At 61.0% G+C, this 26,425-nt stretch carries 22 protein-coding genes; 16 read left to right on the forward strand and 6 right to left on the reverse strand.

Annotated features, from left to right (window positions below):
• Nucleotides 1-126: 126 nt before the first annotated feature.
• From J5M72_RS26860 to J5M72_RS26885, 6 genes are all read left to right on the forward strand, one after another.
• Nucleotides 127-1,848 (forward strand): carbamoyltransferase C-terminal domain-containing protein, encoded by a 1,722-nt coding sequence (locus J5M72_RS26860; RefSeq protein ID WP_169428764.1) that lies wholly within the window; start codon nt 127-129, stop codon nt 1,846-1,848.
• Between the two features lie 64 nt (nt 1,849-1,912).
• Nucleotides 1,913-3,088: an MFS transporter gene (locus J5M72_RS26865; protein ID WP_207867880.1), complete on the forward strand. Its 1,176-nt coding sequence runs from the start codon at nt 1,913-1,915 to the stop codon at nt 3,086-3,088.
• Nucleotides 3,054-3,761 (forward strand): HAD family phosphatase, encoded by a 708-nt coding sequence (locus J5M72_RS26870; RefSeq protein ID WP_169428766.1) that lies wholly within the window; start codon nt 3,054-3,056, stop codon nt 3,759-3,761. The genes J5M72_RS26865 and J5M72_RS26870 overlap by 35 nt, the downstream gene beginning before the upstream one ends.
• Complete coding sequence (locus J5M72_RS26875) at nt 3,758-4,396, forward strand: YdcF family protein (RefSeq protein ID WP_207867882.1); 639 nt, start codon at nt 3,758-3,760, stop codon at nt 4,394-4,396. Before J5M72_RS26870 ends, J5M72_RS26875 begins: the two co-directional genes overlap by 4 nt.
• A gap of 25 nt (nt 4,397-4,421) precedes the next feature.
• Nucleotides 4,422-5,879: a D-aminoacylase gene (locus J5M72_RS26880; RefSeq protein ID WP_169428768.1), complete on the forward strand. Its 1,458-nt coding sequence runs from the start codon at nt 4,422-4,424 to the stop codon at nt 5,877-5,879.
• 117 nt (nt 5,880-5,996) lie between these two features.
• Nucleotides 5,997-6,365: a glyoxalase superfamily protein gene (locus J5M72_RS26885; protein WP_207867885.1), complete on the forward strand. Its 369-nt coding sequence runs from the start codon at nt 5,997-5,999 to the stop codon at nt 6,363-6,365.
• A gap of 203 nt (nt 6,366-6,568) precedes the next feature.
• On the opposite strand, the gene J5M72_RS26890 is transcribed toward J5M72_RS26885, so the two are convergent.
• On the reverse strand, nt 6,569-7,600 hold the full coding sequence (locus J5M72_RS26890) for an AraC family transcriptional regulator (RefSeq protein ID WP_207867887.1): 1,032 nt from the start codon (nt 7,598-7,600) through the stop codon (nt 6,569-6,571).
• Nucleotides 7,601-7,811: 211 nt separating this feature from the next.
• Here J5M72_RS26890 and J5M72_RS26895 point away from each other — a divergent pair, with 211 nt between their 5' ends.
• The 7 genes from J5M72_RS26895 to J5M72_RS26925 all read left to right on the forward strand — a co-directional run bounded on the left by J5M72_RS26895 (nt 7,812) and on the right by J5M72_RS26925 (nt 18,222).
• Entirely contained in the window at nt 7,812-9,407 is a 1,596-nt protein-coding gene (locus tag J5M72_RS26895; RefSeq protein ID WP_207867888.1) for an FAD-binding oxidoreductase, read from the forward strand.
• Between the two features lie 5 nt (nt 9,408-9,412).
• Complete coding sequence (locus tag J5M72_RS26900; protein WP_207867890.1) at nt 9,413-11,008, forward strand: glycerol-3-phosphate dehydrogenase/oxidase; 1,596 nt, start codon at nt 9,413-9,415, stop codon at nt 11,006-11,008.
• Nucleotides 11,009-11,028: 20 nt separating this feature from the next.
• Entirely contained in the window at nt 11,029-12,597 is a 1,569-nt protein-coding gene (locus tag J5M72_RS26905) for an FGGY-family carbohydrate kinase (RefSeq protein ID WP_207867892.1), read from the forward strand.
• 241 nt (nt 12,598-12,838) lie between these two features.
• Nucleotides 12,839-14,125, forward strand: coding sequence for a phospholipase (locus J5M72_RS26910; RefSeq protein ID WP_207867894.1), 1,287 nt, complete (start codon nt 12,839-12,841; stop codon nt 14,123-14,125).
• Between the two features lie 45 nt (nt 14,126-14,170).
• A complete protein-coding gene (locus J5M72_RS26915; protein ID WP_169428775.1) occupies nt 14,171-16,129 on the forward strand; it encodes a DUF1302 domain-containing protein in 1,959 nt (652 codons plus the stop codon).
• A gap of 62 nt (nt 16,130-16,191) precedes the next feature.
• Nucleotides 16,192-17,565: a DUF1329 domain-containing protein gene (locus J5M72_RS26920; RefSeq protein ID WP_207867895.1), complete on the forward strand. Its 1,374-nt coding sequence runs from the start codon at nt 16,192-16,194 to the stop codon at nt 17,563-17,565.
• A 435-nt stretch (nt 17,566-18,000) separates the two neighbouring features.
• Entirely contained in the window at nt 18,001-18,222 is a 222-nt protein-coding gene (locus tag J5M72_RS26925; protein ID WP_207867896.1) for a hypothetical protein, read from the forward strand.
• A 220-nt stretch (nt 18,223-18,442) separates the two neighbouring features.
• Here the strand turns inward: J5M72_RS26925 and J5M72_RS26930 are convergent, their stop codons facing one another.
• The gene (locus tag J5M72_RS26930; RefSeq protein WP_207867897.1) at nt 18,443-18,826 is read right to left on the reverse strand and encodes a DUF6124 family protein; all 384 of its coding nucleotides are present in this window, start codon (nt 18,824-18,826) and stop codon (nt 18,443-18,445) included.
• 470 nt (nt 18,827-19,296) lie between these two features.
• On the reverse strand, nt 19,297-21,216 hold the full coding sequence (locus J5M72_RS26935) for a methyl-accepting chemotaxis protein (protein ID WP_169428777.1): 1,920 nt from the start codon (nt 21,214-21,216) through the stop codon (nt 19,297-19,299).
• Nucleotides 21,217-21,471: 255 nt separating this feature from the next.
• Between J5M72_RS26935 and J5M72_RS26940 the strand changes: the two genes are divergently transcribed.
• Nucleotides 21,472-22,143 carry a histidine phosphatase family protein gene (locus J5M72_RS26940; protein ID WP_207867899.1) on the forward strand — a complete coding sequence of 224 codons (672 nt, stop codon included), beginning with the start codon at nt 21,472-21,474 and terminating at the stop codon, nt 22,141-22,143.
• Complete coding sequence (locus tag J5M72_RS26945; RefSeq protein WP_207867901.1) at nt 22,140-22,961, forward strand: phosphatase PAP2 family protein; 822 nt, start codon at nt 22,140-22,142, stop codon at nt 22,959-22,961. The genes J5M72_RS26940 and J5M72_RS26945 overlap by 4 nt, the downstream gene beginning before the upstream one ends.
• 64 nt (nt 22,962-23,025) lie before the next feature.
• On the opposite strand, the gene J5M72_RS26950 is transcribed toward J5M72_RS26945, so the two are convergent.
• Together J5M72_RS26950 and rimJ are read right to left on the reverse strand one after the other, a co-directional pair.
• Entirely contained in the window at nt 23,026-24,507 is a 1,482-nt protein-coding gene (locus J5M72_RS26950) for a glycosyltransferase family 39 protein (RefSeq protein ID WP_243433511.1), read from the reverse strand.
• 30 nt (nt 24,508-24,537) lie between these two features.
• Nucleotides 24,538-25,125, reverse strand: a complete 588-nt coding sequence (gene rimJ, locus J5M72_RS26955; RefSeq protein WP_207867903.1) for a ribosomal protein S5-alanine N-acetyltransferase — start codon at nt 25,123-25,125, stop codon at nt 24,538-24,540.
• Nucleotides 25,126-25,296: 171 nt separating this feature from the next.
• Here rimJ and J5M72_RS26960 point away from each other — a divergent pair, with 171 nt between their 5' ends.
• Entirely contained in the window at nt 25,297-25,860 is a 564-nt protein-coding gene (locus J5M72_RS26960) for a GNAT family N-acetyltransferase (protein WP_207867911.1), read from the forward strand.
• A gap of 113 nt (nt 25,861-25,973) precedes the next feature.
• Here the strand turns inward: J5M72_RS26960 and J5M72_RS26965 are convergent, their stop codons facing one another.
• Complete coding sequence (locus tag J5M72_RS26965; protein WP_207867905.1) at nt 25,974-26,339, reverse strand: hypothetical protein; 366 nt, start codon at nt 26,337-26,339, stop codon at nt 25,974-25,976.
• Nucleotides 26,340-26,425 lie beyond the last annotated feature (86 nt).

Below are 26,425 nucleotides of genomic sequence, written 5' to 3' on the forward strand. Positions count from 1 at the left end.
CGGGCGAATCAGACGATTTCGCCTCCTCACGGTTCATGACACGGCGCCAAGCGCCCTGGCCGGAGCATTGCGCTCTTGGGTCGTGGGCACACTCATCCGCGAAATTGGCAAGAACAAGGAGTAGTTATGGTCATTTTGGGCATTACCAATAACGATTTGTCGGGCGCTTGCCTGGTACGCGATGGTCAGATTCTCTCGGCGGTCAGCGAAGAGCGTTTCACCCGTATCAAGGACCACAAGATCTGGCCCGCCAGGTCCATCGAGTTTGTGTTGAGCCAGGCTGGCGTGTCACTGGAAGATCTCGACTACGTGGCTTACGGATGGAATGCCGGTTTCAACGCCGATAAACATCTTGAGTTGTATTTCGACCGGATCGTCGAAGAGGTCCGGAACAACCCCGAGGGCCTGGCGCAGTTCCGCCAGCGTGTCACCGATGAAGTCCGAAACGATAAAGAGAAGCGCGCCGAATTCGACCGGTACATTGCCGCCAATGGCCTGGCCGGCAAGGCGTATTACATCGATCACCATGAATGCCATGCCCTCGGTGCTTATGTCTGCTCGCCGTTCGATGAGGCCTTGACCCTGACCTGTGACGGGCGCGGCGACTTCCAGTCCCTGACCGTGACCTGGTACAGCCCGACCGAAACCACGGTTTTGCAACGCGAAACCAGCATCGACAGCCTGGGTTACTTCTACGGCCGGATCACCCACTTGCTGGGCTACAAGCCGAACCGTCATGAAGGCAAAGTCACGGGTCTGGCCGCGTTCGGCGATCCGCAGAAGTTGCTGGGGGTGATGCAGCAGATGATCCGTTTCGAAGACGGGCGCATCAAGGCGAGTTGCGGCGACCTGTTCGTGCCGTCCTACAACAATTACAGCGAATCTCTGGAGACCCTGTTCTCCCAAGAAACCCCGGAGGACATCGCCGCTGCGGTACAGCGCCATAGCGAAGACTTGCTGGTGGCGATCGTCAAACATCATCTGGAACAACGCGGCAGCACCAACCTGTGCCTGGCCGGCGGCGTGTTTGGCAATGTCAAACTCAACCAGCGCCTGCGCGAGATTCCCGGCGTGAAAAACGTCTATGTGCTGCCATGCATGGGCGATGGCGGGCTGGCGCTGGCGGCTGCCGTCGGGGCGGCGTACCTGGAGAACGGCACCCGCTTCAGGAACCCGGCAATGACCCTGGGGCCGGACTCGCGCAGCGTTTCGCAGAACATCAACCTGATCCATCGCAACTATCCCGAGCTCGGTTACCACACCCCGTCGAACATCATCGACGTGTTGACCGACGCACTGATGGAGAATCAGGTGCTGGGCATGTTCAAGGGCAAGATGGAGTTCGGGCCACGTTCACTGTGTAACCGCAGCATCGTCTATCACGCGCAGGATGGCGAAGTGAACGACTGGCTGAACAAGCGCATGCACCGTACCGAGTTCATGCCGTTCGGTCCGGTCACCGCCATCGAACACGCGGCGGCCTGCTATGTCGGGTGGGACGAGGACCAGGTGGCGGCAGATACCATGACCATGACCTACGATTGTCATCCGCAGTTCAGCGAGGCCAGTCCGGCAGTCGTGCACATCGATGGCACGGCGCGGCCGCAGATCATTCGCCCGCAGCGCGATGCATTCATGCATCGTCTGTTGAATGCCTGGCATGAGCGGACCGGTCAGGCGGCGTTGATCAACACCTCGTTCAACCGCCATGAAGAGCCGATTGTCTGTTCGCCGCAGGATGCACTGGATGCACTGAAAGACGGGATGGTCGATCTGGTGGTGATGAGTGAATCACTGATTGTCTGGCGCAAAGGCAAAAACAGCTTCACCCAGCAACGCTTCGAATAATGGAAGGATGGTTACAGGGCTCCGCTGGAGCCCTGCTCAGGAGCATCGAGCGTATGGTTGACCCATGTATCTGATCTTTTTCGGGTTCTTTGCCGCGGAAGGCATCATCTATCCGTTCTGGCCGACCTGGCTGAATTCGCTGGGCTTCAGCGCCAGCCAGATCGGCCTGCTGATCGCAGCGGTCTATTGGCCCCAGGTCGTGACCGGCGTGTTGATCACCTACGTAGCCGACTGGCGCGTGGATCAACTGCGGCTGGCGGCCATTCTCGGATTTTCGGCGGCGTTGTGTACGTTGCTGTTCTATTTCCTGCCGGTGCACCTGTGGGGATTCGTGTGCCTGAGCATTCTGTTTGGCGGGCTGTGGATGGTGGTGTTGCCGCTGTCCGAGTCCTATCTGCTCAAGCGTGACAAGCAAGCCCTGCAGAACTATGGCTGGGTCCGCGCGGTGGGCTCTTCGGCCTTTATCCTGACATCGACCCTCGGCGGTCTGTTGTTTGCGCAGTACAGCCAGTCGTGGGTGCCGGTGGTGATTGCCGTGTGCATGTTGCTCACCGCGCTGGCGTGTCTGTGGCTGAAGCGTCAGGTCACGCTGGCGCATCTGCAACCACCCGAGCGTGGGACGAAGCGGCCCGACTGGAAGGCGCTGTTCGCTCAAAAGGGCCTGTTGATTGCGATTGCCGCCGCCAGTTTCATTCAACTGAGTCACACCCTGTACTTTTCCACGGCGTCGATTGGCTGGGGCGTGAAAGGCTATTCTTCAACCGCCATCGGGGTGTTCTGGTCAGTGGCGGTGATCGCGGAAATCACCTATTTCGCGTTCTCCAACAAAATCCTGTCGTTCTGTTCACCGTTGTCTATCGTAATGTTTTCCAGTGTCTGTGCGGCGGCGCGCTGGGCGCTGTTTTCCGACAGCGATGCAGTCCCGGTGATCCTGTTGGGGCAATGTCTGCACGCCCTGAGTTTCGCGGCGTATCACTCGGCGATCATGCGCTGCATTCGCGATCACGCTCCGCCCGATATCCAGGTCTTTACCCAGGGTGTCTATTACTCGCTGGCGGTTGCCTTGCCCATGGGCCTGGCCACGCCATTTGCCGGGTATCTGTACGAGACGCAGCCACAATGGTCCTGGTATGTCATGGCGTTGTTTGCCCTGATGGGAACCGTGCTGGCCTTCATTGCTCACCAGAAAATGCGAAGTGCAACCGATGACACAACGAACGTTTACAGCCGTCTGCTTTGATATGGACGGTGTGCTGATCCAGTCTCGCGAGGTCATCGAATTCGCCTGGACCACGGTGGCGCGCAACTACGGTGTTGCCGTCGATCAGGCGTTCATCGACGACCACATTCACGGCCGCCCGGGCGGTTACACCCTGCAGGCCCTGTTCGGTCAGTTCGACGAACAGACGCGCGTGGCCATCAAGAAAGAAGTCGACGCCCTCGAAGAAGTTTCGATCTGCGCGCTGGTGCCGGGTGTCGCTGCGTTCATCGCCCAATTGAATGGGCGAGTGCCGCTGGCGCTGGTGACCAGCAGTTGGCGAGCGCGAGTCGACCACGTCCTGCAGCAGCACGGCCTGACGTCGGTTTTCGACTGCATCGTCTGCCGCGACGATGTGCGCAGCGGCAAACCGGCTCCCGATCCTTATCGCCTGGCCGCCGCCCGACTGGAGCGTCAGAGCGATGAATGCCTGGTCTTCGAAGACTCCGTCAGCGGTGTGCAATCAGCGGTCAGCAGCGGCGCGCTGTGCATCGGTATCGGCGACGATCCGACGCTGAGCGCTCACGGGGCACTGCGTACGTACGCGGATTTCACGGCGCTCCCGGTCTCGCCGGGCGGGGTGGATACGCACCTCTATGCCGACGGCGGGCTGTTTATCAGCGGGCAGGTTGCCCAGAGGTTCGCACGCTCATGACGCCGACCTTGCGACACGCGACCGTCCTGTGGAATTTCCTGGGAGCAGGACGCCAACACAGCGAGTGCGAGCTGATTGTGGTGTGCGGCTCCTACGACCTGCGGGTCTGTGATTACGCCTGTCAGTTGCTGAAAAAAGGCGTCGCCCCGCATCTGTTGTTTACCGGCAACACCGGCAACTGGACGACGCATTTGTGGGAACGCACCGAAGCCGATATTTTTGCCCAACGGGCCATGGTGCAGGGTGTTTCGCCGGATCAGTTCACCCTCGAATCCCGCGCCACCAACTTCGCCGAGAACATCGCGTTTGCCCGAGCGTTGTTCCCGCAGGTGCGTCGGGCGACGTTCCTGACCAAGCCGAATTCGATCCGGCGCGTGGCGTTGACCTTGCCGGTTCAATGGCCAGGGCTTGAGGCCTGGGTGGATGCGCCGTCGTTCGGTTTTCCGGGGGAGGTCAGCAACCTGATCGGGGTCCTGGGACTGATCGACGAAATGGTCGGCGATATCCACCGGATCATGGTTTACCCTTCGCTGGGCTTTCAGGTCGAGCAAGTGATTCCCGAGGAAGTCGAGGTGGCCTGGCGCTACCTGATCGAACAAGGATTCGATCACCATCTGATCAAAGGCAGACACTGACGCCGCGCTGCCGCCGGAGACTGACATGCTGTACGACACACTGATTCGCAACGCCCTGGTCATCGACGGCAGCAACACCCCCGGTTACGCCGCTGACGTGGCAATCCTCGATGGCCGCATCGCGCGCATCGGCGATCCGGGCGATGCCCGCGCCACCGAAGAGATCGACGCCGCGGGCCGTGTGCTGGCGCCGGGCTTCATCGACGTGCACACCCACGACGACACCGTGGTGATCCGCCAGCCGCAGATGCTGCCCAAGCTCAGCCAGGGAGTGACCACGGTAATTGTCGGCAACTGCGGGATCAGTGCGGCGCCGGTCAGTCTCAAGGGCGATCCACCGGATCCGATGAACCTGCTCGGCACTGCCGCCGCATTCGTCTATCCACGTTTCAGCGATTACCGCGCGGCGGTCGAAGCGGCCAACACCACTTTGAACGTCGCGGCGCTGGTCGGGCATACGGCGCTGCGCAGCAATCACCTCGATGATCTTTTTCGCACCGCCACCGACGCTGAAATCGCCGCGATGCGCGAGCAGTTGCGTGAAAGCCTGGAAGCGGGCGCCCTTGGTTTATCCACAGGGCTGGCGTATGCGAGTGCGTTTTCGGCGTCCACCGATGAAGTCATGCAACTGACCGAAGAATTGAATGCGTTTGGCGCGGTGTACACCACTCACCTGCGCAGTGAATTCGAACCGGTGCTGGAGGCCATGGACGAAGCGTTTCGCATTGGCCGCCACGCCCGTTCGCCGGTGATCGTTTCCCACCTCAAATGTGCCGGCGTGGGCAACTGGGGACGCAGTGCGCAGTTGCTCGCGTCGCTGGAAGAGGCGGCGAAAACCCACCCGGTCGGCTGTGATTGCTACCCCTACGCGGCCAGTTCTTCGACGCTGGATCTGAAGCAGGTCACCGACGCCCACCGCATCACCATCACCTGGTCGACGCCTCATCCGGAAGTCAGCGGTCGCGACCTGACCGCCATCGCTGCCGAATGGACGATGCCACTGCTCGACGCGGCCAGACGCCTGCAACCGGCCGGCGCGGTGTATTACGGCATGGACGAGAGTGACGTGCGCCGGATCCTCGCCCATCCGCTGTCGATGGTTGGTTCCGATGGCCTGCCGGAAGACCCGTTCCCCCATCCGCGCCTGTGGGGGGCTTTCCCACGGGTGCTCGGCCATTTCAGTCGCGATGTCGGGCTATTTCCGCTGCACACCGCCGTGCACAAGATGACCGGTCTGTCGGCGGCGCGCTTCGGCTTGAAGGAGCGGGGCGAGATCCGCGAAGGACACTGGGCGGACCTGGTGTTGTTCGACCCGGCAACCGTGCATGACGTGGCGGACTTCACCGACCCGCAACGTGCCGCGCAAGGCATCGATGGCGTGTGGATCAACGGCGTTTTGAGTTATCGAGAGGGGCAGGTCAACGGGCAGAGGGCAGGGCGGTTTCTGGCGCGTGAGGGTGATCTGCGTGACAACTTTCACTGAGTTTGGCGGATTGCGTCACAGTGATGGCACATTGCGACTAAAGAAAGCCGTCACCAAGCCGAATTGCTGACATCTACCCCGGCTGCATGGCGGGGCCCATCAGTCAGGGAGCACCCCATGAGCTTCGGCAAAACCACCCCGATCCTGCGGATCTTCGATGAAGCCAAGGCCGTGGAATTCTACGTCGACTTCCTCGGCTTCAAGATCGACTGGCAGCACCGCTTCGAGCCCGGTTTCCCGTTATACCTGCAAGTCTCGCGCGGTGAGTGTGTGCTGCATTTGTCCGAACACCACGGCGATGCGACACCGGGTTCGGCCCTGCGGATCGAGACAGATGAGCTGGAGGCCTTCCAGCAGCAGTTGATCGCCAAGAACTACAAGTTCTCGCACCCGGGGATTCAGGCCATGCCGTGGGGCAGCCAGGACATGACCATCGCCGATCCGTTCGGCAATCGACTGGTGTTCACCAACGCGATCAGCCTCTGAGCCAAAAGCCCCCTCACCCTAACCCTCTCCCAGGGGAGAGGGGACTGACCGAGGTGTTTATCGCCATACATCGACCTGAAAGATCGTGACGATTATGGATTCACAGAAGCGTTTTCAGGTCGGCATAGATCGTGAGCATATTGCGGTCGGCTCCCTCTCCCGCTGGGAGAGGGCTGGGGTGAGGGGGGCTGTGAGTCGCACACTCATTCGGCACCACCACTGACCCGGTGAATCTGCCGAAACTCGCCAGGCGGCATGCCGCGCCGGCTCTTGAAGGTGCGGTGAAACGAGCGCGGTTCGGTGAAGCCCAGATACTGCGCAATATCCTGAATCGGCAAGGTGCTGTTGAGCAGGTAATGCTCGGCCAGCTCCTGGCGCAAGTCATCGAGGATCTGCTGATACGAGGTGCCGGCCTGATGCAACTGGCGTTGCAGCGTGCGCACCGAGACGGCGAGATGTTCGGCCACCTGTTCCTTGCGCGGCAGACCTTCCTTGAGCAACTGGCGCAGGATGCTTTTGACCCGCTGCTCCAGCGACGCATCCTCCAGCGTCGCCATCAGGCTCTGGGCGTGTTCCTCCAGCGTGCGCAGCAAATGCGCATCGGCCTGGCGCAGCGGCAACTGCAGATATGGCAACGGCACGATCAGCGCGGAATACGGTTGATCGAACAGCACCGGGCATTCGAAAAACTGCTCGTACTGCGTCAGCGTCGTGTCTGCCGGGCGTGAGTGCTCCAGCCACACCGCGGCCGGCGACAGTTGGGTGTCGGCGATCCAGCGTGCGTATTGCAGCCAGGAGCCGAGCACGTTTTCCACCAGATGCCGGCGAATCCGCGGGCGTTCGAAGCGGCAGCTCCAGATCAGGTGCACGTGGCTGTCCTGCACCTCGGCGCGACTGACGCCCATGTCGCCCACCAGTTTTTCGAACGGCATGATGCGGCTCATGGCATCGCCCAGTGTCGCGCAGTTCATGGTGATGTAGCCCAGCACGCTCCAGGAGTTGGGCAATACGAAATTCGCCGCGTTGAGACCGAACAACGGATCGCCCGAGTGCTCGCAGAAATAATCGAGCAACCGCTCATGGGTTTCACCCGGCAAGCGCAGGCTGTTGTCGCTCAACTGCTGCGACTGCAAGCCGGCCGCCGCCAACGCAGGCTCGATGGCCAGGCCCAGGTGTTCGGCATGGCGCAGGTACTTGAGCAGCGGCGGAACGGAGGTGAAGCCGAGCGATTGCATGATCGAATTCCCTTGATCGAGGCCACCACGGGCGGATGAACGCCCTGAAAGGTAATTTGAATCCACGACTAAAGTAAATGGCTGACGCTTGCGCGACGTTTGACTCAATTGGCTACTCGAACTGGCCGGATGCGACCGTGACACTTGCGGCCGGCTGACTAGTATGAGGGCCTGAAATCTCACTGATCAGACTGCACAGAAGGACACACGCATGCGACGCTGGAACGGCTGGGGAGATGCAACCACGGTGGTCGAACTGCCGACCCAGGGCGCAGGTTTTCTCCATGAGCGACTGGGGGAGGGACGCGCGCTGCCCGATGCGACACTCGAAGCGGCGCTGGCCCGCGTGCCGGTCTCGCGGCTGGCGGAGCACGCCTTGTACAGCATCGATGCCCATGATCGCTTGCTGCATGCCCGGGGCCAGAGCCTGCCGGACTGGCTGGCGTTGCGCGAGGGGGCGCTGGGTCACTATCCCGACGCCGTGGCGTTCCCGGAAACCGCCGAGCACATCCGCCAGTTGCTGGCGCTCGCCCAGGCCCAGGATCTGTGCCTGATTCCCTACGGCGGCGGCACGTCGGTGGCCGGACACATCAACCCGCCGGACTCTGCGCGGCCTGTGGTGACGGTGTCGCTGGCGCGGATGAATCGTCTGCTTGACCTCGATGAACAAAGCCTGCTGGCGACTTTCGGTCCCGGCGCCAGTGGCCCGCAGGTGGAGAGCCAGTTGCGCGCCCGTGGCTACACGCTGGGGCATTTTCCGCAGTCGTGGGAACTGTCGACGCTGGGCGGTTGGGTGGCCAGTCGTTCCAGCGGCCAGCAGTCGTTGCGCTATGGGAGGATCGAGCAACTCTTCGCCGGCGGAACCCTGGAAACCTTTGCCGGGCCGCTACAGATTCCAACCTTCCCGGCCTCGGCGGCCGGCCCGGATCTGCGCGAAGTGGTGCTGGGTTGCGAGGGGCGTTTCGGGATCATTTCCGAGGTCAAGGTGCGGGTCAGCGCGCTGCCGGCCGATGAGCGTTTTTACGGTGTGTTTCTGCCCAGCTGGAGCAAGGCGCTGCAAGCCATTCAGCAACTGGCCCAGGCGCGGGTGCCGCTGTCGATGCTGCGTCTGTCCAACGCGGTGGAGACCGAAACCCAATTGGCGCTGGCCGGCCATCCGCAGCAGATTGCTTGGCTGGAGAAGTACCTGAACCTGCGCGGCGCCGGGCAGGGCAAATGCCTGCTGACCTTCGGCGTGACCGGCAATCGCAAGCAGAATGCGTTGTCCCTGAGCCAGGCTCGTCAGCATCTGAAGGCGTTCGGCGGTGTGTTCACCGGTACGCTGTTGGGCAAGAAGTGGGCGCAGAACCGCTTTCGTTTTCCGTACCTGCGGGAGAATCTGTGGAACGCCGGTTATGTGGTCGACACCCTCGAAACCGCCACCGACTGGAGCAACGTCGACAACCTGCTCAACCTGATCGAAAACAGCCTGCGCGATGCCTTGGCGGCGGAGGGTGAACGGGTGCATGTGTTCACCCATCTGTCCCACGTCTACGGCGAAGGATCGAGCATCTACACCACCTACGTGTTTCGTCCGGCGGCGGACTATCCTGCGACGCTCGCTCGCTGGAAGACCCTCAAGCACGCCGCCAGCCAGACCATCGTCGACAACCACGGCACCATCAGCCACCAGCACGGCGTGGGCAAGGATCATGCACCGTACTTGCCGGGCGAAAAAGGCGCGCTGGCGATGGACACCCTGCAGGCGCTGAGCCGGCACTTCGACCCGGCCGGGCGCCTGAACCCCGGCACGCTGTTGCAGGAGTGACGGCGATGAGCGCGGACTGGAGCGCCGAATGGCGCCGGCAAATCCTGCCGACGCTGGCGGCTGAAACCTGGGACCTGATCGTGATCGGCGGCGGCATCAGCGGCGCCGGCATCCTGCGTGAAGCCGCGCGTCGTGGCTGGCGTTGCCTGCTGCTGGAGCAGCGTGATTTCGCCTGGGGCACCTCCAGCCGATCCTCGAAAATGGTCCATGGCGGTTTGCGCTACATCGCCAAAGGTCAGTGGCGGCTGACCCGCGATTCGGTGCGTGAGCGCCAGCGTCTGCTTGACGAAGCGCCGGGGCTGGTGGAACCGATGAGTTTCATGATGCCGCACTATCGCGGCGGCTTTCCCGGGCCGCGGGTGCTGGGTGGTCTGTTGTCGATCTACGACGCATTGGCCGGGCGCCGTGATCATCGTTTCCATGATGCGCAGCAATTGCGTTATCTGGCGCCGGGCGTGAAAGAACATGACCTGCTGGGTGGCACCTGTTTTGTCGATGCGCTGACCGATGACGCTCGGTTGGTCATGCGCGTGTTGAGCGAAGCACGGGCCGACGGCGCGGTGGTGCTCAACGGCATGCGTGTCGAGCATCTGCTGCGGGAAAACGGTCGGGTGTGCGGGGTTCAGGTCGAGGACTGCGAGGCCGGCGCCACACTGCAATTGCGTTGCGGTGTGCTGGCGGTGGCCACCGGGGCCTGGGCCGAACGCTTGCGTCCACCAGAGGCGCCGCGTCAGTTGCGCCCGCTGCGCGGCAGTCATTTGCTGCTGCCGGGCTGGCGCTTGCCGGTGGCGCAGGCGTTCACGTTTTTGCATGAGCGTGATCGGCGTCCGGTGTTCGTTTTCCCGTGGGAAGGCGCCACGGTGGTCGGCACCACCGACCTCGATCACCGCGAGAATCTGGACCAGAGCGCGAGCATCAGCGCCGAAGAACTCGACTATCTGCTCGCCGCTTGCCGACAGCAGTTTCCCGGCGCTGAAGTGACAGCGGCCGACGTGCTTTCAACCTGGTCCGGCGTGCGTCCGGTGGTGGGCAGTGCGGCGGGCGAGCATCAGGACAAACCGTCGAATGAAACCCGGGAACATGTGCTGTGGCAGGAGCCGGGTTGCGTCACGTTGGCCGGTGGCAAGCTCACGACGTTCCGCCCGCAAGCCATCGAAGTGCTCAAGGCCTGCGCCGACATGCTCGGCCGTTCTTTTGACGATGATGCCGCGCCGGTGTTTGCTGCGGTACCGCCACTGACGATCCCCGGACTCAGTCCCGGTCAATGGCGACGGCTGGCCGGGCGACATGGCCGGGACCTGCCGAGGCTGGCGCAACTGCTCACCGAACTGGGCCATGAAACGGTCGGTGCCACCGACACCTTGTGGGCAGAATTGGCCCTCGCCTGCGAAGCGGAAATGGTCTTGCACCTGGACGACCTGCTGCTGCGCCGAACCCGTCTCGGCCTGTTGTTGCCCCATGGCGGTGCGGAGTATTTCCCGGCCATTCGCCAACTCTGCCAGCCACGGCTTGGCTGGGACGACGAACGCTGGCAACAGGAACAGCAACGCTACCAGGCGTTATGGCAACGTCATCACGGCCTGCCGGATATCGCGCAGTGATGCCCCTCGAAGAGAGCTCCATGGACAACCACCCGAACAAGCGTTACCTGCTGGCCATCGACAATGGCACCCAGAGCGTGCGCGCGCTGCTCTTCGATTTGCAGGGCAATCTGCTCGGCAAGGGCAAGGTTGAATTGCAGGCCTATTACTCGACGCAACCGGGCTGGGCCGAACAGGATCCGGAATATTACTGGGCGAAACTGGGCGAGGCCTGTCAGCAGCTGTGGCAGCAGACCGGTATCGATCGCTCGCAGATTGCCGGCGTTTCCCTGACTACCCAGCGCGGCACGGTGATCAACGTCGACGCTCAGGGCAAGCCGCTGCGCCCGGCGATTCTCTGGCTCGACCAACGCCAGAGCGAAGTCGAAGGCGCGATCAAGGGCCCGTGGGGCTGGCTGTTCAAACTGGTCGGCGCACAGGCCACGGTGGATTACTTTCGCGCCCAGGCCGAGGCCAACTGGATCGCCCGCCATCAACCTGATGTGTGGGCGGCAACCAACAAGTTTCTGCTGCTCTCGGGGTTTCTCACGCATCGCCTGTGCGGGCGTTTCGTCGACTCGGTGGGCTGTTGCGTCGGCTACCTGCCGTTCGATTTCAAACGTCTGCGCTGGGCTGCGCCGCGTGACTGGAAATGGCAGGCGCTGGCGGTGCGTCCCGAGCAACTGCCAACCTTGTACAAACCCGGTGAAACCCTCGGCCATATCAGCGCCGAAGCCAGTCGCCACACCGGCATCCCCGAGGGGATTCCACTGATTGCGGCGGGGGCCGACAAAGCCTGTGAAGTGCTCGGCTCCGGCGTCGTCGACTCGGGCACGGTGTGCCTGTCCTACGGCACCACGGCGACGATCACCAGCACCCGCTCGCGCTATCTGGAAATCGTCCCGTTGATTCCGCCGTACCCGTCGGCGGCGCCGGATCAGTACAACTGCGAGGTGATGATCTATCGCGGCTACTGGATGGTCAGCTGGTTCAAGAACGAGTTCGGCCTTCGGGAAATGCAGCAGGCCAAAGAGCAGGGCATCGAGCCCGAGCAACTGTTCGATGCGCTGGTCGATGCGGTGCCGCCGGGTTCCATGGGGTTGATGTTGCAGCCCTATTGGTCGCCCGGTATTCGCGAACCGGGCGTGGAAGCCAAAGGCGCAATGATCGGGTTCGGTGACGTGCACACCCGCGCGCACATTTACCGGGCGATCCTCGAAGGCCTGGCTTATGCGTTGCGCCAGGGCATGGAGAAAATCGAGAAGCGCTCGAAGATCTCCGTCACCCGTTTGCGGGTTGCTGGCGGTGGCTCGCAAAGTGATGCGGCGATGCAACTGACGGCGAACATCTTCGGCCTGCCGGCAGAGCGTCCGCATATCTATGAGGCGTCCGGTCTGGGTGCAGCAATTTGCTGCGCGGTGGGGCTGGGGTTGCACGCGGACTTCCCCACGGCAATTGCGGCGATGACCCGGGTCGGCGCGGTGTTTCAGCCGCAGCCCGAGGCGCAGCAGGTCTATGAGCGCCTGTACAAGGACGTTTATCTGCGCATGTATCGGCAGCTCAAACCGTTGTACCAGAGTATCCGCAAGATCACCGGTTACCCGGCCTAGAAAAACTACACATTCCCTTGTGGGAGCGGGCTTGCTCGCGAAAGCGGAGTATCAGTCACCGATTGTTTCAATGACCCACCGCCTTCGCGAGCAAGCCCGCTCCCACAGGAGACGGAGGCGCTTTTTTGCGCCATGCACGTGGCGCTATCGGAGAACTTTTCTGGTGAGATCGGACAGTGTCAGGGGCGGGGTCGGTTGTTAGGCTCGATCCCCACGGCACATATAACAAGAACCAGAAGCAATGAAGCTGATCTCCCTCCTGCTGCTTTGCGCAATGGCCCCCACGGCGTGGGGCTGGTCGAACCATACGGTGGGCAGCTACCTGGCGTTGCAGGATCTGCCAGCGTTGCGCGATGCGCCGCCCGTCGTAGTCGAACCGCTGGAGCAGTTTCTTGACGAGCAATATCCGGCCATCGTCGCGTTGCTCGATGAGCAGGAACGCTTCGCCCGCGAGCACTTCAAGCAGTACCCGCCGCGCCCCGACAACCTGAAATTGCCGGCGGTGCCGAGCGACAATCTGCGCCACGATTTCCTCACCGCGTTGCGGATCAATCCACAGATTCATCTGGCGATGGTCATCCAGCCGTTGCCGGGCAAAGACCTGCCCGAGCGCGAGCATCTGCAGGCCGATCAGGTCATGGTCGAGCAGACGCTTTCACCGTGGAATCGCCAGCGATTCATTCGCGTGGCCGATCACGAAACAGTCGCGCCCCTGGCCGTGCTGGCGAGCGCCGCCGATGAGCCGGACTACGGCCACGACATCAATCTGTTTAGCGACAACCCCGGCGAAGTCGCCGCGTTGTACGGCTTCGGCCCGCAGCCGTTTGGCGATGAGCGCTTCCAATACAGCTCCCAGGCGCCGTTCCACATGGGCTTCTTTCATGAGAGCCCGGTGGTGTACGCGGCCGCCGGATTTCTCGAGCGCAGCTGGCCGGACTGGCGCGCCTGGCAGTACATGGGACTGGCGCGATTGGCGTTTGCCAGCGGCCATTCCTACTGGGGTTATCGCTTTCTCGGTTGGGGCCTGCACCACGTGCAGGACCTGACCCAGCCGTATCACGCCAAGCCGTTGCCGGGCGTCGAATTGCCGAGCCTTCTGCTGCTGGAAGGCAAGGCCCTGGCTGGTTTTGCGGAGGACAAACAGGCGTCCATCGAACGGGTCGCGACCCGCCACATGGAAGTCGAGAAATACCAGTCGACCTGGCTGCGCCGCGTGCTGCGCGCCGGTCAGCCGCATCCGATGCTCGACGCCTACGCCGATGCCGCCGGGGACGCGCATTACCCGCCGTACTCGGTGGACTACCTGCGCGAAGTGGTGAGTGCCGAGTCGGTCGACGACTCCGCCGCCTTCGATGAAGCCGTCGGCCAATGGCTGGAAACGGCGCCGGTCACCAGCGACTTCAGCGCGGGCAATCTGTTGCAGCGCGAGACTTTCGAGCATCCGGAACTCAATCAACAACTGCTCAAACTGCTCGGCCATTTCGGCGCCCACAGCCGGATTTATGTCAGCGCGGGGCTGGCGCCCTAAGCATCGCGGCAACACACAACAATAAGAACAGGGAAGGAGGAACAGATGATCAACACTCGATTGCGCCTGTCCGGCGTAGCGCTCCCCGGTGTCGGTTTGGCAGGGCTGCTGCAACTCTGCGCAGTCGATGCGGTGCAGGCCGCCGAGTTCAGCGTGCTGGACAATCAGGTCACCGGCTCGCTCGACACGACCTTGTCCTATGGCCGCCTGTGGCGGGTTCAGGGCCGGGACAAGAACAACGATGACGTCAACACCAACGACGGCAATCGCAACTTCGACACCGGGCTGGTTTCCGAGGTGTACAAGATCACTTCGGAGCTCGAAGCCAACTACCAGAACTACGGAATGTTCCTGCGCGGTACCGCGTTCTACGACACCCAGTTGATGGACAAGCGCAACGACTACTACCGCAACAACAGCCCATCGCAGCCGAGCCAGAGTTATCCCCAGGACGACCGTTTCACCGGCCAGACCCGCGACATTGCCGGCAGCCGAATCGAGATGCTCGACGCCTACGTCCATGGCAGCTGGGACGTCGCGCAAATGCCGGTCACGGCGCGGGTGGGGCGTCAGGTGTTCAACTGGGGCGAGGGGATTTTCTATCGCGGCGGGGTCAACACCACCAACCCGGTGGATGCCGCGAAATATCGCTTGCCGGGTGCCGAGGTCAAGGAAGTGCTGATGCCGGTGGAGGCGGTCAGCTTCAACATCGGCCTGAGCGACAACCTGACGATGGAGAGCTTCTACCAGACCAACTGGAAAGAAACCCGCATCGACCCGGTCGGTACCTTCTACTCGCAGACCGACCTGTTCGCCGACGGCGGCAACACCGCTTATAACAACTTCAGCGGCACCGCGCTTGATACGCCGGTGCCGGGGTTCGGCAATGTCATCGGCCTGTACGGCGCACTGGGCAACAACCCGTTGCTCGGCCCGGCGCTGAAATCCACCGGCCTCTATGCCAACGGCGTGACCCCGGCCTACGGCAACACCCTCAAGGTGGCGTCTATCGGCAAGGACTACAACGCGCGCAACGACGGCCAGTTCGGCTTTGCGTTTCGCTACATCGCCGAAGAACTCAACAGCACCGAATTCGGCCTGTACATGGTCAACTACCACGCCAAGGAACCGACCATCGCCGCCGACCTTGGTGGCTACAAGGGCATCGACATGAATGCCCTGACCAACATGCTCTCCAGCGTGGCCGGCAGTCAGGCCGGGGCCCTCGCCAACGGTCTGGCGACTGCCGATGTGATGGGCAACATCCAGGCCCATCGGCGTTATGCCGAAGACATCCGCATGTACGGTTTCAGTTTCAACACCACGCTGGGCAATGCTTCGGTGTTCGGTGAACTGGCCTATCGGCCGAACCTGCCCATCGGCATCGCGGCCACCAACGATCTGATCGGCGACCTGGCCAATGGCGCTGCGGCAGCGGTGTCCGGCAAGGCCATCAACGTCGGCGGGCAGATGGTCACCCTCGACAGCCAGATCAACAACGCCGAGCGGGTGGAAGCGTTCAACACCTCGTTGGGCAGCATCTACAACTTCGGCCCGACGCTGTCGTTCGACTCGATGTTCGGCATCTTCGAACTGGCCTCCGAGCACCTGCGCGGCAGCAGCCTGCAATACACCGCCTACGACGGCAGCACCCGTTACTACGCCGGCACCGGCAACACTTCGTACGTGTCCGGCGGCGATCGTGACGATCAAGTCAACCGCAATTCCTACAGCTACACGGTGATGTTCAACGGCACCTGGAACGACGTGTACGCCGGGATCAACGTCTCGCCTTACGTCGTCTACAAGGACGACTTCAAAGGCAACAGCTACCAGGCCGGCAACGCCATCGACGGGCGCAAGGCCTACACCCTGGGGGTCAAGGCCAACTACCAGAACAAGCTCGAAGCCGAACTGCAATACACCGAGTTCTGGGGCGGCGGACAGAACAACGGCATTCGCGACCGCGACAACGTCGGTTTCAACCTCAAGTATTTCCTTTAATCACAGCGCGCAGCCCGCTCCCATTGGCGATACGCGGCGTCTTGCTATTTCGGAGAACGAACATGTTTCACACTTCACGATTGACCAGAACTACGCTGGCGCTCGTCCTCGGCCTGGCTTCCGGCAGTGCACTGGCCGCCATCTCGCCCCAGCAAGCCGAACAACTGAAAACCTCGCTCACCCCCATGGGCGCCGAGCGCGCCGGCAACGCTGCCGGCACCATCCCGGCCTGGACCGGCGGCATCACCCAGGCGCCGGCCGGCTACAAACCCGGCCAGCATCACCCCGACCCGTACGCGGCGGACAAACCGCTGTTCACCATCACCAAAGCCAACCTCGACCAATACAAGGCGCATCTGAGCCCCGGCCAGATCGCGCTGTTCAACAGCTACCCCGACACTTTCCAGATGCCGGTCTACCCCTCGCGCCGATCCGGCTCCGCGCCGCAGTGGCTGTATGACAACACCCTGAAGAATGCGACCTCGGCCAAGTTACTGGAGGGCGGCAGCGGATTCGCCGATGCCTATGGCGGCGTGCCGTTTCCGGTGCCCAAGGACGGGGTCGAAGTGCTGTGGAATCACATCACTCGCTATCGCGGCATATACGTGGTCCGTCGCGCTTCCGAAGCGCCGGTGCAACGCAACGGCAGCTTCGCGCTGGTGACCTCGCAACAGGAAGGTTTTTTCAACTACTACCGCCCGGGCGGCCAGTTCGCCGATCTGAAAAACATCCTGTTCTACTACCTCGCCTTCGTGAAAAGCCCGGCGCGCCTCGCCGGTGGTGCCGCGCTGGTGCACGAGACACTGGACCAGCTCAAGGACGCCCGCCAGGCCTGGATCTACGACGCCGGCCAACGCCGCGTCCGCCGCGCACCAAACCTTGCGTATGACACGCCGATCGCCTCCTCCGATGGCCTGCGCACCGCCGACGACACCGACCTGTTCAACGGCTCGCCGGATCGCTTCGACTGGAAGCTCAAGGGCAAGCAGGAAATCTACATCCCCTACAACAACTACAAAGTCGGCAGCCCCGACGTGAAATACGCCCAACTGCTCACCCCCGGCCACCTCAACCCACAATACACCCGCTACGAGTTTCACCGTGTCTGGGTGGTCGAAGGCACACTCAAGCCGGGGGCGCGGCACATCTACTCCAAACGCGTGCTGTTCCTCGACGAAGACAGCTGGGGCGCCGCACTCGTGGATCAATACGACGGGCGAGGAGAGCTGTGGCGCGTTTCGATGGCCTACCTGAAAAACTTCTACGACCTGCCCACCACCTGGAGCGCTCTCGACGTCTTCCACGATTTGCAGGCGCGACGGTACTACGTGCAGAACCTGGATAACGAAGAGGCCTCCACCGTCGACTTCTCGCAACCGGTGCCGGAGGATTCTTATTTCATGCCGTCGGCGTTGCGGCAGCGGGGGACGCGGTGAATCAGACGAAATAGGCACCATCCCTTTGGCGGGCTTGGTGGCGAGTGCAGTGCACTCGCCACTTCGCTGAATACTCAGTCACCGGTTATGAATAGCGTTTATCAATGAGATTTACTCTATGTGGACAATGATGATCATGCAGTTGCGCGGTTTGTATGGAAAAGAAAACGGGAGCTACGTTGGCTTGCTTTTTCTTCTAGTCGGAAAGTATGTTTTTTGAGACATGAACGCTGGTGCCTGCATCGTACTGGTCGGTCTGCTGGAGTGCTCGGCAATAGAGCTGGAGATTTCTAGAGCAATTTTTGATATCAAATGGTTGGCATGTGTATAGCCAATTAAAATAAAAAACTGTCAATTCTGTCAGGTGTAATGAGTGCTCAACTCGCTAAATATGCTCGAGAGCGATCTTGCTCGGGATTTTTAAGGATTATTCTAATGGATACGTTAAGGGTTACTAATGTTCCGGAAGGCGCCTCGATAACTGAGCTGCAGCAAAAATTAAGGAAGGGTGGGTATGAGTTTGATAGTTTTCAGGAGTTCGGAAATGATGGTTATGTCGATTTTTATATAGCGAAATTTCCGCCTGTTTTAGAAAGGCCAAAACGTTTTGATAAGCCTGGGCGTCGTGAGATTGATTTCGATGAGATTGAAAAATAATTAATAGTTCTTAGCGGTTAATGTTGTAAGAACATCTTTTTAGTGTGCGAGTAATCCCGTTTTGTTTGCGGTGATGGGATGGAGAATTTAATGCTGCACGAAGTGGTAATTTAGGCTGCTGTGGAATTTTTCGGTACTCAAAAAGATGACTGCCAAGTCTGGAACCGTTGCACTTAGTGAAATGCTGTGGCGGGTCTAATCTCCTCGCCACAGCCTGGTGTCACTCAGTCGGTACCAGATTATCCAGCACCTGATTAACCGCCAGCTCTCCCAGCATGACAACCTGTGCAATGCCTAAAAGAGTCTTGCGATGGGTGCCGTCGAGCAGCGCTGCGAAGTCGCTAAGCATGACGCTGGCTGAACCTAGGGTTTCGCTGGCATCAACCAATAAGGCTTCGTTGCCAGACTTGGGGTTAGCCATGTACAGGCGGTTGGGTTTGTAGGGCGCGGCCATGATGTGGGCGCTGAGTGGGCCCAGGTGATAATCGAGGGCGCGTTCGGCGGCTTCGTTGAAGCGTTTCGAGCCGGGGCATTCGTAGGGGGATGCCGGATCCGGGATGATTGTGGGTTCGGTGAGCGGTGGGTTTGGCGTTACCTTGAACATGGGTGACTAACCTCTGGTTGAGGCTGCACCTTTTCGCCGCTAAGCAAAAGGGTGGCAGCTGTGCGCAAGTTAGCGGACCGGTAGTCACCCACAACCCGGCGCACCCGAAGGTGCCATGCGCACAGCCACCATCAAGTGCAGGCTGGCGCCTGACTGGATTCGACATGTGCAACCGTAGGGGGACATTCCGAACCGCTAAGTTCGATCACTGGAAATCAGTGACGCAATCAAATTACGCAGCCAGCCCAAGGCGCACAAGCCGGCGGATTCTGGCGTAGCCGTAGGCAACGGCGCAAGGTTTTGTGGGCTTCGGGACGTATCACCGCGTGTCCTTAAACACCCATGACCAAGCGTGTGTAATTGCGATTTAGAACGCGTCATCCAATTCCTGAAGATGGCAATTTCAGGGCAAAAAAGAAGGGCAGCTTTTCAGCTGCCCTTCTTTGTACATCGGCTTTCGTGTGCAGGATTTACACGCGGAAATGGCTCACCATCTGCTGCAACTGCCCACCCAACCGCGCCAGTTCAACGCTGGACTTGGCGGTCTCATCACTCGCCGCCGCCGTCTGTTCCGACACGTCGCGGACGTTGATGATGCTGCGGCTGATTTCTTCGGCCACGGCGCTTTGCTGTTCGGCGGCTGCGGCGATCTGCTGGTTCATCGACTGGATGTTCGACACCGTGCGGGTGATGTTTTCCAGGGATTCGCCGGCCTTGCGGGTCAGGGCGACGCTGCTGTCGGTCAGGGCGCGGCTGTTATTCATCACGGCCGAAACCTGTTGTGTGCCGTTCTGCAGACCGGCCACCAGGCCTTCGATTTCCTCGGTGGATTTCTGGGTGCGCTGGGCCAGGCCACGGACTTCGTCGGCGACCACGGCAAAACCGCGACCGGCTTCACCGGCTCGGGCGGCTTCGATGGCGGCGTTGAGGGCCAGCAGGTTGGTCTGTTCGGCCACAGCCTTGATCACGTCCATGACGCTGCCGATCTTGTCGCTTTCCTGTTGCAGCACGCTCATGGCTTCGGTGGAACGCACCACTTCGCTGGCCAGACGCTCGATCTGGGCGATGGCTTCGTTCACCACTTTGTCGCCTTCACGGGCTTCGCCGTCAGCGGCGGCTGCGGCTTGCGAGGCTTCCTCGGCGTTGCGCGCAACTTCCTGCACGGTGGCAGTCATCTCGTGCATCGCGGTCGCAACCTGATCGGTCTCGACCTTCTGGCTGTTCACGCCGGCGCTGGTCTGTTCGGTCACGGCCGACAGTTCTTCGGCGGCGCTGGCGATCTGGGTCACGCCGTCGCGGATGCCGCTGATCAGGTCGCGCAGGGTCACGCCCATGCGCGCGATGCCTTGTTGCAGCACGCCGAGTTCGTCGCGGCGGGTGACGATCACGTTGTGGCTCAGGTCGCCGCTGGCGATGCGGTCGACCACGGCCATGGTTTCCTGCAGCGGACGGGTGATCTGGCGGGTGATGATGAACGCAGCGATGACTCCCACCAGCAAGGCCAGCAGGGTGCTGATCAGTTGCAGGGTGCGGGCCTGGGCGCTTTCGATGTCACGACGGTCCAGCTGGATCTGATACAGCTGCTCGCTCAGGGTCACGATGGTCGCGCCCTGGTCGGTCATTTCCTTGCGTGCCTGCACCGCCTCGCTGTTGGCGTTCTTGAACGCCTGCAAGGCGCTGCGGTAGTTGGTCAGGGCGGTTTCCAGCTGACGCATGGCGTCCTGCTGGGTGCCGGAGAAATGCACGTTCAGTTGTTTCAGGCTGGCGATGGCCACATCCAGTTGGCCGACGGCTTTCTGCTCGGTGTCGGCATTGGCGGTGGCGGTGTAGCCGCGCACTTCGTAGCGCGCCAGGATGAACGCTTCCTTGGCGGCGGTGACAGCCTGGAACTGCTCGAAACGCTCATCGCTCAGTGGCATTTGCTGGACGCGGTTGCTCAGCGCTTCGATCAGGCCGTAAGCCGTCGCGGCGTTGGTGGCCATCGAGTCGCGCGCGGTGTTGCCAGTGCGGTAGGCGTTACGCATTTTGTTCAGCGACGTCTGGTACTCGGCGATGGTCGCCGCCTGCTGCTTGAGCAGTTTGACGTTTTCGGGACTTTTGAAAGTGCTGATCAGGTTCTGCTGCTGTGCAACGAAACCGTCGAGGGTGGTCTGCACGTTCTGCGCGGCGGCTTCGTCGCCGTTGGTCAGCATGTATTGCAGGCGCACCACACGCAGTTTGGTCAGGCCAGCGTTGAGCTGAGTGATGTCGCTCATCCAGTTGCTGCGGTCAATCAGACCGCCCAGGCTAGTCCAGCCGGTGAGCGCCAGGATGCAGGTCAGGGCCAGGACGAGGCCGAATCCGAGCCCCAGTTTCAGGTTCACGCTGATGTTGCCGAACCAGCTATTCATCAAAAATCCTCCAGAAAAACGTTGTGCATCTTGATCGTCGGTAAGGCTGGAAGATTGTTGTTTTTTTGAGCCAGCAAGGGTGTTAACAGGACTGTATCGGCCGCAAATCCGAGAGCTGAAAGGATTTTGTCCGACGGATTTTGTAACAACGGATCCCAAGACTTTTTTCACATGACTTTCACTGGCTGCCCACAGGGGCCTCTGTACCTTCGCCGGATCAAATGACAGTGCTGCGAACTGGCAAGGCGGATTTTTGTGGAATTGAGACTGAGTCTGTTCGGCGTCAAACGCTCGATCGACCTGAGGGGCCTGGCCCGTTTTCGGAACGCCGGGGTTGTTCTGGCGACGTTGGCGCTGGTGGTGCCATTGACCCTGTGGCTGCTTGCCCCGGCGGCGTTGCCTGATCTGGCCCACGGCAATGTGGCCGGTGCCCGGGCGTTGACGGCCGGTTGGGCCAAGGGCGACATGATCGTGCTGGTGCGTCATGTCGAGCGCTGCGATCATTCCCCGGCGCCATGCCTGAGCGGCAATGACGGCATCACCGACCGTTCGCGCAGTGTCGCGGTTGCCGTCGGCGCACAGTTCGAGCACCTGGGCCTGAACCATGCCGACATCTACAACAGCCCGATGACCCGCACCGTGCAGACCGCCGGTTACATGTTCAACCGGGCGACGGCCGGCGAAGACTGGCTGATCAGCTGCAAGGGTCGCATGCTGCAGGATGCGCTCGCACACAAGGTTGCGGGGCGTAACCTGATCCTGGTCACCCACAGCGAATGCATGGCGCAGCTGGAAAAAGACCTCAAGATGCCGGCCTCGACCCTCGGATACGGATCCTCGCTGTTCGTTTCGGCTGCCAACCCGGCGGCTCCCAAAATGCTCGGCTTCATCGAAGCCTCCGACTGGCGCACGGTGACCACCCGATGACTTCTCGTTTTTACACTTACAACTTTGGCATCCCGCTGTTTTGTGCTGCTGTGGTTTTTCTGATGTTCGACATGACGAACATCGACATCGCCTTCAGTAATCTGCTGTTCGATCCGCTGACCCATACCTTCCCCCTCGACAAGATTCACTTCTTTGAAAAGCTGACCCACAAGTGGGCGCGGATCATCCCGAACTGGACCGCGGAAATCGCCCTGATCGGCGCGATGCTGTCGGTGGTCTGGCCGTTGGTCAATCCGCAGAAGCGCCCGCGCCTCGCCGGGTTTCTGGAGCGCAGCAAAGTGGCTCCGGTCCTGCGTTTTGCGGCTGAGCATCGTCGGGATTTTCTGTTTGTGGTGGTGGCCTTCGCGGTGTGTACCGGCGTGATTCACTTCCTCAAGGCCCATACCAGCGTTTACTGCCCGATCGAGACGACGCTGTACGGCGGCAAAATGGCTCACGTCGAGTGGTACAACAATTTCCAGCTGTTCCATGAAGCCGGTGACGGTCGTTGCTGGCCGGGCGGACACGCCTCCGGCGGATTCACCATGCTGGCGCTGTATTTTGTGGCGCGGCGTTATCAGTGGCGCTTCTCCAGCGCCTTGTTGTGGGGCTCGCTGCTGCTCGGTTTCGTCTACGGCACCACACGCGTCCTGCAGGGCTGGCACTACATGTCCCACACGTTCTGGGCCGGTATCTTCGTGTGGCTGGCGTGTTTGCTCACTGCGCTGGCGTTTTATGGGCGGGCTCGTCTGGAACTGCCGGTGTTGAGCAAGCGTGAGCGACAGGTGTTCAGTGCACAGCCTGAGGCTGCTCTCTGAAGCGTCGCGATTGAAACGAAAAACCCGCCATCACCGGCGGGTTTTTCATTTGTGCATCGCTGTATCAATAGCCTACGAAGTAGTACGCCTGGCGTCCGACCATCATGGTCTTGAGCACTTTCAGCGGGGCGGCGGGCTCGCTGTCCCCTGACATTACCGCGATGTTCGAAGGCGAGGCACTGAGGAAATCCTTCAATTGCGCATCGGTGTCCAGCCCCTTGAGGACGCGCTGGGTGTAGAACACGCTGGCGCCGCCGACCCGTTCGTTGGCCTGGAACAGGGCGACCTGATGGCCGGTGGCTTGCAGGCTCTGGATGTGTTCGGTCAGGGGCAGGAACGACAGTTCCTTGTCTGCGTTCGGCAGGGCCCATTGCGCGGCACCGAGGTAGCTGGCAATCACCACCGTCAGGATACCTGCCGCCAATCCCTGACGATGACGGGCGATCCGTCCGACAAGACGTTCGGAGGTTTCGTGGCCCTTCAAACGCTCGAACAATACCCCCGCATACTCCGCCGCAATCACCGCTGCGGCCGGCGTCATCGACATCAGGTACACCGTGCGCTTGCTCGAGGCCAGGGTCAGCATGATGAACTGCGCAACGATCCACAGGCTGAAGAACAGCAGGTAACGATTGGCCTTCAATTGATTGCGGAAATGCCACAGCCCCAGATACACCAGAATGTTCCAGGGCAGGAACGCTTCGGGCAGTTTGGCGATGTAGTAGTAGAACGGCTCATAGTGCCCGGCTTCGACGAAGGAACCGCTGAAGCGCCCGACGCTGTTGGTCAGCAAGACCTCTCTGACGGCCTGGGCGCCGCCGTGCTGATAGAGCACCGCGAGCCAGATCAACAGCGGAATCAGCCCGAGCGCTGTCAACAGACCGGGCCGCAACCACTCGGTCAGTTTGAAGCGCTTGTCCATCAGGTTGTCGGCCAGCAGGTAAGCGAAAATCACCACCCCCGGCATCGCCAGACCGAGCACACCTTTGCTCAGGGTGGCGATCGCAATCCCGACGATAAACAGCAGTGAATTACCCGGCGTCGAGGCCCGTTGCGCCTGGAAGAACGCCAGCAGTGCGGTGGTCACGCCGAGTGCGAGCAACGCATCCTCACCGACCCCGCGCACGTTGCTCCAGTAACTGGCCATGGTTGCCAGCAGAATGCCTGCTGTCCACGCGATCGCTTTCGGTCGTCCGAAGCGCCGCAGCATGCCGTACAGAATCATCACGCTGAGCAGTCCGGCCACCGCCGACGCCAGCCGCACCGCCCACGGAGAAACACCGAACACGCGCATGGCGCCGGCGTCCAGCCACAGACTCAGCGGCGGTTTTTCCAGAAACGGTTCGCCGAACAAACGGGGCGTCACCCAGTCATCGTCCAGATGCATCTCCATGGCGATGCCGGCGACGCGGGCTTCGGTAGAGCCTTGCAGTTGATGGTTGCCCAGTGCGAAGAAAAACAGCAGGGCGGCAAGCAGGAACAGGGAAACGGCGGCACGCGACGACATAGGTTTCAGATAACCGGAAGGGGCGAGAGGCGTGAGCATACTTCGCCAATGCTTAACAAATTGTGAAACTCATGCGAGTCGTCGCGACCAGCGCTGATCCGGCGCTTCGAATGCCGGATTGACCAGCGCCGTCAGGACATGATCCTGCCAGCGCCCGGCAATGTTCAGGTACGCCTTGGCGTAGCCTTCTTTCTCGAACCCCAGGCGCTCAAGCAACCGTGCACTGCGTTCGTTGCCGGGAATGTAGTTGGCCATGATCCGGTGCAGGTTCTGGGTTTCGAACATGTAGGCGATCGCGGATTCCAGCGCTTCCTGCATCAGGCCCTGACCCTGATGGGCCGCATCAATGTGATAACCCAGATAACACGCCTGGAATGCCCCGCGAATGATCCCGCTGAAGTTGCAGGCGCCGATCATTTGATGGCTGTCCGGAGTCAGCAGCGCAAGGTGCACGGCCAGTCCGGCTTCGAAGGCGCTGGCCTGGACTTCGAGGCGGCGGCGGATCTGTTCGGTGGAGAAATAATCGGTGGTGCGAATCGGTGACCACGGGGCGAGATGGCGCAGGTTGCGTTGATAGAAATCGCTTTCCAGAGGCGCCTGATCCGGGTCGAGCACCGCGAGCGTCAGGCGTTGGCAGGGCAGGGTCAACAGCGGCATCGGGGGCTCCGGGTCTCGGGATTGATCACCAGAATTGCGCGGTGGGCGGGAAAATACAAATCGCGGGTGGTTTGGCTCGATCTATAAATTTGCGCTATTCGCTGCACAAACAGGCATTGGTTGCCGTGTTTTAAGGGCCTATTCAAGGAGGATGTGGTGGAGTTTGCGTTTATGACAGGGGGCGAGTCACTGCGGGTCAGATCCCCGGTTCCGGCGTTGTACCTTGTGTTTCAGCGAGCGCTGAACGTCAGTTATCCGGAGCATTCGGAGTTTTTGTCCTGGGCTCGTGTGCACACCACCGAGGAGCAGGCGCTGGAGTTCTTGCATAAGGCTCATGATGAGTTCGACAGCGAAACCGGCGAGCGCAGGTTTTTCATCGTTGCTGCCGATGGGACGGCGATCATTGGCTGCATCGGCTTGAAACCGCGGGGGCGTAATCGTTACGTCGTTGGTTATTGGGCTAACAGCGAACATTCGGGTAAGGGCTATATGTCTGCCGCGCTGACTCAAGTGCTGGGCCGATTTTCCGATGCCACGTTTTACCTGACTACGTCTTCAGCCAATTTGCGCAGTCAGCGTCTTGCTGCGGCCGCTGGCTTCGTGTTGATCAGGGTTCATCCCCAGGCCCGGCATTCGCAGCGACACGGCGTTCAGGATACGTATCTGTATCGCTTAGCCGCCAAAACCCAGGCAAAAAAAAGCCCGCAGGAGAGCGGGCGAACCGTAGTTTCTTGAATGAGCGAGCGGACTTTACAGCTTTGGCGGAAGCGGGGCAGTGAAGAAAAATTCATCTCCCTGCGCATTGGCTCAAGACGCCAGGTCCCCTGATTTCGGCTCATTCAAGAAGCTCAGTGGCAGAGAACCGGCTTCGGCTCGGTCGTCTGCTGCAGTGGGTCAAGCTTGCTCAGGGCGCTGCTGACCAGCATCTCCGCCAACCCCGCCAACTGATGCATCGCGACGATCCGCGCCCGTTGCACCTCATCCGGTCGGTGGACGAGATCATGCGCCATCATATTGAGCGCCGCGAGATTCTGGCTGGCGTGGGTCAACAGAGTGACCAGGTCGACGTCGGGACGCACGCTGAGGATCTGATCGACCGGAAGAAGCCGGGAGTTGCGCCTGCGGGCAACGGTAATTGGGCGTTCGGAAGCCGAGACCGTCCTGGACTCGGTAACCGGGGAATGTTCGGATGGATCGGGGGTGTCTTTTTTCATGACCGGACTCCATGTGAGGGGTGATCCTTGCGCTTCGGCGGGGTAGTGCCGTTCACCTGTTTGTTGCGAGGGGTGGAGGGTAACCG

Source organism: Pseudomonas sp. 58(2021) (genome assembly GCF_017491585.1).
Lineage (GTDB): Bacteria > Pseudomonadota > Gammaproteobacteria > Pseudomonadales > Pseudomonadaceae > Aquipseudomonas > Aquipseudomonas fluorescens_BT.

Bases quoted from the DNA above. Each gene is read 5' to 3' on its own strand.
- J5M72_RS26895 (WP_207867888.1), top strand. From the start codon at position 7,812: ATGCGACGCTGGAACGGCTGGGGAGATGCAACCACGGTGGTCGAACTG.
- J5M72_RS26950 (WP_243433511.1), bottom strand. From the start codon at position 24,507: ATGCTCACGCCTCTCGCCCCTTCCGGTTATCTGAAACCTATGTCGTCG.
- J5M72_RS26860 (WP_169428764.1), top strand. From the start codon at position 127: ATGGTCATTTTGGGCATTACCAATAACGATTTGTCGGGCGCTTGCCTG.
- J5M72_RS26945 (WP_207867901.1), top strand. From the start codon at position 22,140: ATGACTTCTCGTTTTTACACTTACAACTTTGGCATCCCGCTGTTTTGT.
- J5M72_RS26930 (WP_207867897.1), bottom strand. From the start codon at position 18,826: ATGTTCAAGGTAACGCCAAACCCACCGCTCACCGAACCCACAATCATC.
- rimJ (WP_207867903.1), bottom strand. From the start codon at position 25,125: ATGCCGCTGTTGACCCTGCCCTGCCAACGCCTGACGCTCGCGGTGCTC.
- J5M72_RS26900 (WP_207867890.1), top strand. From the start codon at position 9,413: ATGAGCGCGGACTGGAGCGCCGAATGGCGCCGGCAAATCCTGCCGACG.
- J5M72_RS26910 (WP_207867894.1), top strand. From the start codon at position 12,839: ATGAAGCTGATCTCCCTCCTGCTGCTTTGCGCAATGGCCCCCACGGCG.
- J5M72_RS26960 (WP_207867911.1), top strand. From the start codon at position 25,297: ATGACAGGGGGCGAGTCACTGCGGGTCAGATCCCCGGTTCCGGCGTTG.
- J5M72_RS26875 (WP_207867882.1), top strand. From the start codon at position 3,758: ATGACGCCGACCTTGCGACACGCGACCGTCCTGTGGAATTTCCTGGGA.
- J5M72_RS26870 (WP_169428766.1), top strand. From the start codon at position 3,054: ATGACACAACGAACGTTTACAGCCGTCTGCTTTGATATGGACGGTGTG.
- J5M72_RS26885 (WP_207867885.1), top strand. From the start codon at position 5,997: ATGAGCTTCGGCAAAACCACCCCGATCCTGCGGATCTTCGATGAAGCC.
- J5M72_RS26880 (WP_169428768.1), top strand. From the start codon at position 4,422: ATGCTGTACGACACACTGATTCGCAACGCCCTGGTCATCGACGGCAGC.
- J5M72_RS26865 (WP_207867880.1), top strand. From the start codon at position 1,913: ATGTATCTGATCTTTTTCGGGTTCTTTGCCGCGGAAGGCATCATCTAT.
- J5M72_RS26915 (WP_169428775.1), top strand. From the start codon at position 14,171: ATGATCAACACTCGATTGCGCCTGTCCGGCGTAGCGCTCCCCGGTGTC.
- J5M72_RS26935 (WP_169428777.1), bottom strand. From the start codon at position 21,216: ATGAATAGCTGGTTCGGCAACATCAGCGTGAACCTGAAACTGGGGCTC.
- J5M72_RS26905 (WP_207867892.1), top strand. From the start codon at position 11,029: ATGGACAACCACCCGAACAAGCGTTACCTGCTGGCCATCGACAATGGC.
- J5M72_RS26920 (WP_207867895.1), top strand. From the start codon at position 16,192: ATGTTTCACACTTCACGATTGACCAGAACTACGCTGGCGCTCGTCCTC.
- J5M72_RS26890 (WP_207867887.1), bottom strand. From the start codon at position 7,600: ATGCAATCGCTCGGCTTCACCTCCGTTCCGCCGCTGCTCAAGTACCTG.
- J5M72_RS26965 (WP_207867905.1), bottom strand. From the start codon at position 26,339: ATGAAAAAAGACACCCCCGATCCATCCGAACATTCCCCGGTTACCGAG.
- J5M72_RS26925 (WP_207867896.1), top strand. From the start codon at position 18,001: ATGGATACGTTAAGGGTTACTAATGTTCCGGAAGGCGCCTCGATAACT.